Consider the following 4465-nt stretch of genomic DNA (forward strand, 5'->3'; position numbering starts at 1 on the left):
CCCGTCGGCCCGGATGACCCTGCGGTCCCGGCCGTCCGGGCTCGCCCTGCCGCCCGCGCGGTCCCTGAGCTCCCTGCCGTCGTCCCTGATCGTCTGCCACGCCACTGCTCCCCTTGACCGGAAGCAAGTTACTTAGCGGCGTTTGACGACAGCAGCAATTCCGCCCACGCTTCGCGTGGGATCGGTCAACATCAACCGGCACGCAACCGCGCGCTAATCCTGATAGGCGGGCACGTCGATGCCGGAGGCGGCATAGATCCTGATCTTGTTGCGCAGCGTGCGTACCGACAGCCCGAGCACGCGCGAGGCGCGCGTGCGGTTGCCGTCGCAGCGCGCAAGCGTCTGGAGCACGAGCTCGCGCTCGACCTCGTCGACGGTCGCGCCGATCAGCAACGGAACGATCTGGTTAGGAGCAAGAAATTGTGCGCCCGGCTCGGACGCGGCGACATGAACAGTGGTCATCAACATACTCCCCGATCAACGCCCGCTTCCATCGTTGGAAGCGGATCGAGAACAAACGACCCCCTAGCCGTAGATGTACGGTGGTCGGGTTTGGTTAATGAAAGGTTAACCACGGCCGATCGCACCAGATGACCTCAGGAATGCCGCGAAGCCGCCGCGATTGGTGCGAGATGCAGAGTGATGTGGGACTATCTCTCTCTCCAGTCACGGGTGTCATGCCCCGGCTTGACCGGGGCATCCCGTGCGCCGCGGCGCTTCGGTTCAATCGCTGCCGCCTTTGGAATACTGGTTCGCCCGCTCCAGTGCGCAATTGCGCACAAGGCGGGCGAGGACACCGTCTATGCTGCTGGAGCCTCGCGTCCTCACACCGTCCGATAGCCGCCGTCCACCATCACGATTGTTCCCGTGACATAGGCCGACAGATCCGACGCCAGGAAGACCGCGGGTCCGACGATGTCCTCGGGCTTGCCGGTGCGCGCCAGCGGGGTGTGATCGACGAAGGCCTGCACCAGCGCCGGATTGGTGGCGCGCACATTGGCGTTGATGTTGGTCTCGATGAAGCCCGGCCCGATCGCGTTGACGCGCACGCCCTCCTTGCCGAGCTCGACCGCGAGCGCCTTGGTGAAGCCGACCACGCCGTGTTTCGAGGTCGTGTAAGCCGCCGAGCTCGGCGTGCGCAGATGCACGAAGGACTGGATCGAGCCGATATTGACGATGCGGCCCTTGCTCGCGCGCAAGGGGCTGAGGAAGGCCTGCGTCATGTTGAAGACACCGTTGAGGTTGAGCGAGATGATATCGTTCCAGTCCTTCGCCACCGTCTCCGTCTCCGCGGTGAAGGCGTTGCGGCGGGTGATGCCGGCATTGTTGACGAGGATCGAGACCTGTCCGACCTTGTCCGCGACCTGCTTGGCCAGCGCGAAGCAATCCTCCCGCCGGGTCACGTCGAGTGCGAAGCTTTCGGCCTTGCCGCCCGAGTTTCGGATCTCCTGGGCGGCGTCCGCGACAGTGTCGGAATTGACGTCGAGCAGCACCACTTGCGCACCCTCGCGCGCATAGCCGGCCGCGATCGCCCGGCCGATACCGGAGCCGGCGCCGGTGACGACGGCGATATGATTTGCGAGCAGTGCCATGACATATTCCTCCCGATTTCGTTTCGAAGTTTCACGAAACGCTAACTCGAAATTAAGGGGTCGGAAACGGCAGCCTTGGCATACTGATCTTCATTGCTAAACGTTGCGCGCATGATGGAACGGCTCGATCCTCGGCTCGATTCTTGGAAACTCGCCCTCGAACGCCTCCGGTCGGCGCAATCAGCCGACTTCGCCGAGGCGGGCCGGCTCGTGGCCGAGATCGCGCGAATGAGCACGGACACCATGCTGCGCCAGGCCGCCGAGCAGGCGCTTCCGGTGCTGCGCCAAGCCGCGGGCAATGACGATCACGGCGTGACGCTGGCGGCGCAGCGCCGTCTCGCTGTGGTGCTCGAGGTCGTCCATGATTTGACCGCGCCGCGCTTCGGCCGCCGCAATGCCGCGCCGAAGAAGCTGTCCAGCGAGGATCGCGCGCGCAAAATGCTCGGCCTGCCGCTCGCGGTGCAGCTCACCTGCGAGGACATCAACCAGGCCTATCGCCGCGCCGCCAAGGGCATGCATCCCGACCACGGCGGCAGCGCGCAAGCCTTCATCGACCTCGCCGCCGCCCGCGATGTCCTGATCCATCCCGGCGCGCACAAGGACGCGTGAGAGCGCGTCCGCTTCTGCTGATGCAGCACTATCTCATAGGGTGGGCAAAGGCGCGAAGCGCCGTGCCCACCATCTTCGTGATGATTGGAATTGGCGGGCACGCTGTCGCTTTGCCACCCTACGGTTTCTCACAAACAAACCGGGCAAGAACGCATGCCCGCGTCCTTGCCCGGCTCTTCGTCCGCCGATCGAAATCTTACCAGGTGCAGCTGCCGTTCTTCAGCGCGGCATCCTTCGCCGCGAGTGCGTCGATGAAGGTCGGCAGGGTCGCGCTGGCGCGGTGATAGCCGGCCGGCCACGGCGTGGTCGGGATGCTGTCGTCCCAGATCTGGCAGAAGCCGGTGTCCTGCCAGCGGATCAGGTGATAGCTGGCCTGTGCAGGGCTCGCAGCGACGAACGCGGTGACGGCAAGGCCCGCGGAAGCGCACAGCACGGAAATACGACGCATGATTAGCTCCTCAAATGAATGATGTGATGCGCCTCCCGGCAATGCGGGGAGGGCTGGTGCCGGACGCTCTGGGGATGCGCGCCGGACAAGATGTGAGTAGTTCCACGCGCTGATCAGGTTCAACGCACGCGCGCGGGGCATGGCTGATTTCCGCCGAAAAACGCGAAGGTCCTGCAAAAGCGAAAAGGCGGACCGCTCGCGCGATCCGCCTTGAAAACCGTTTTGTCGCGTCAAGCCTAGAGCGTGCAGCGACGCTCGGCGCGCAACTTGATCTGGAGGTCGGAGGCGGCCTGGAACGTCGGGAGAGGCTTGCTGACGACCTTGTAGGTCGACACCCCAAACTGGAACGGCTTGTACTTCAGGTCCTCGTTCCAGACCTGGCAGATGCCGGTGTTGTCCCAGCGGATCACGTAATAGCCGACCGCAGCCGAGGCCGGCACGGCAAAGACGGAGGTGGCAATGCCGGCAACGGCACAGAGCGCGAGAACGCGACGCATGAAGTATCTCCTTGTGGGAACGTGGGATCCGAAAATTCGTGCGGTAAAAGCAGGTTCTTTGCAAGCCGGGGGGCGGCAGTTCACGGACATGTCAGTCGCGGCCGCGCATTTGGTTTGGCCGCGTGCCCGACAAGCCACACGCGCGGCTCACTTCGACAGCGAGGCCACCGCCTCGATCTCGATCAGCATCTTCGGGTTGGGCAGGGCCTGCACCACGCAAGTGGTGCGCGCCGGGTAAGGCGGCGGGCCGAAGGCGCCGGCATAGAGCGCGTTCATGGCGGCAACGTCGGAGGCGCGGGTCAGGAGCACGTTGACCTTGACGAGGTCGCGGACACCGGCGCCGGCCTCGCCGAGCACGCGCGTGATGTTGACGACGACGTTGGCGAACTGCGCCTCGAAACCATCAGGCAGCGCGCCGCTCGCGTCGAAGCCGGGGATGCCCGAGACGAACAGGAGATCGCCGACGCGCGCCGCAAAGGACAGCGGCGGCGCCTTGACGTGCGGCGGGGGCGCGAAATGCTGGATCGGCATGGGATCACCTCGGCAGGGCCTTTAAGAAGCCCGCATGAGCGTAGCGACATGCGGGACAGTTGCAACCGCATTCACGATGTCCCGCCGCGGGCCCGCTCCAACAAGAAATGCGAAAACAACCCCATGCACAGTAGGAGCCCAGCGGAAATCATTGATCTTTTTTGAATTCGGCAAGACCGAAGTATATCGCTTGCTCTGTCGGGCAAAGCAAGGGCAGAATGGCATGGTGCGGTTGGCCCGAGTTGCGGCCCCAAACTCCGCCGTCATGCCCCGGCTCGACCGGGGCATCCAGTACGCCGCGGCTTCTCGGCTCAATCACCGCCGCCTCTGGAATACTGGATCGCCCGGTTAAACCGGGCGATGACAGTTGAGTGCTTGGCGAAGAGCGGGCCCACGCGCCCCCATCATGTTGCCGCCGCGATCGATCGGGTAGATTCGCCGCATCTGATTCGATTCCCCTCCCTGAAAAATAGCCCCCGGAGACGTCTATGAAGATCGCATCCACCTTCCGCGCCGCGCTGGTCGGCATTGCCGCCCTGGCCGGACTCTCGACCTCGGCCTTGGCCGACGGCGGCACCGTGGTGCTGACGATCTACAAGGCGGGCTGGATCATCGGCGGTTCCGGCGGCTCGGGCGTGCTCAACTTCCGCGGCCGCTCCTACGGCCTCTCCACCGGCGGGCTCGACTACGGCCTCGTGTTCGGCGGCTCGAAAACCGTGCTGCGCGGCCGCGTCTCCAACATCAACCGTCCCTCCGACGTCGCCGGCGTCTACGGCGCCGCCGGTGCC

The 4465-nt window shown here is 64.7% G+C and carries 7 protein-coding genes; 2 read left to right on the top strand and 5 right to left on the bottom strand.

Translation table 11 applies throughout. The annotated features are described in order from the left end of the window. Window positions 1–213 precede the first annotated feature (213 nt). Window positions 214–462, bottom strand: a complete 249-nt coding sequence (locus tag MOV74_RS31980; RefSeq protein ID WP_063201937.1) for a helix-turn-helix domain-containing protein — start codon at window positions 460–462, stop codon at window positions 214–216. Window positions 463–824: 362 nt separating this feature from the next. Continuing rightward, on the bottom strand, window positions 825–1592 hold the full coding sequence (locus tag MOV74_RS31985) for an SDR family NAD(P)-dependent oxidoreductase (protein ID WP_246930998.1): 768 nt from the start codon (window positions 1590–1592) through the stop codon (window positions 825–827). A gap of 111 nt (window positions 1593–1703) precedes the next feature. Between MOV74_RS31985 and MOV74_RS31990 the strand changes: the two genes are divergently transcribed. Then, on the top strand, window positions 1704–2201 hold the full coding sequence (locus MOV74_RS31990) for a J domain-containing protein (protein ID WP_246930999.1): 498 nt from the start codon (window positions 1704–1706) through the stop codon (window positions 2199–2201). A gap of 196 nt (window positions 2202–2397) precedes the next feature. Here the strand turns inward: MOV74_RS31990 and MOV74_RS31995 are convergent, their stop codons facing one another. The 3 genes from MOV74_RS31995 to MOV74_RS32005 form a co-directional block, all read right to left on the bottom strand. After that, window positions 2398–2649 carry a hypothetical protein gene (locus MOV74_RS31995; protein WP_246931000.1) on the bottom strand — a complete coding sequence of 84 codons (252 nt, stop codon included), beginning with the start codon at window positions 2647–2649 and terminating at the stop codon, window positions 2398–2400. Between the two features lie 236 nt (window positions 2650–2885). Then, entirely contained in the window at window positions 2886–3146 is a 261-nt protein-coding gene (locus tag MOV74_RS32000; protein WP_246931001.1) for a hypothetical protein, read from the bottom strand. A gap of 147 nt (window positions 3147–3293) precedes the next feature. Further along, entirely contained in the window at window positions 3294–3677 is a 384-nt protein-coding gene (locus MOV74_RS32005; protein ID WP_246931002.1) for a RidA family protein, read from the bottom strand. Window positions 3678–4165: 488 nt separating this feature from the next. Here MOV74_RS32005 and MOV74_RS32010 point away from each other — a divergent pair. Beyond that, a partial coding sequence (locus MOV74_RS32010; RefSeq protein WP_246931003.1) for a hypothetical protein occupies window positions 4166–4465 on the top strand: 300 nt, incomplete at its 3' end.

Source organism: Bradyrhizobium sp. SHOUNA76, assembly GCF_023006445.1.
Lineage (GTDB): Bacteria > Pseudomonadota > Alphaproteobacteria > Rhizobiales > Xanthobacteraceae > Bradyrhizobium.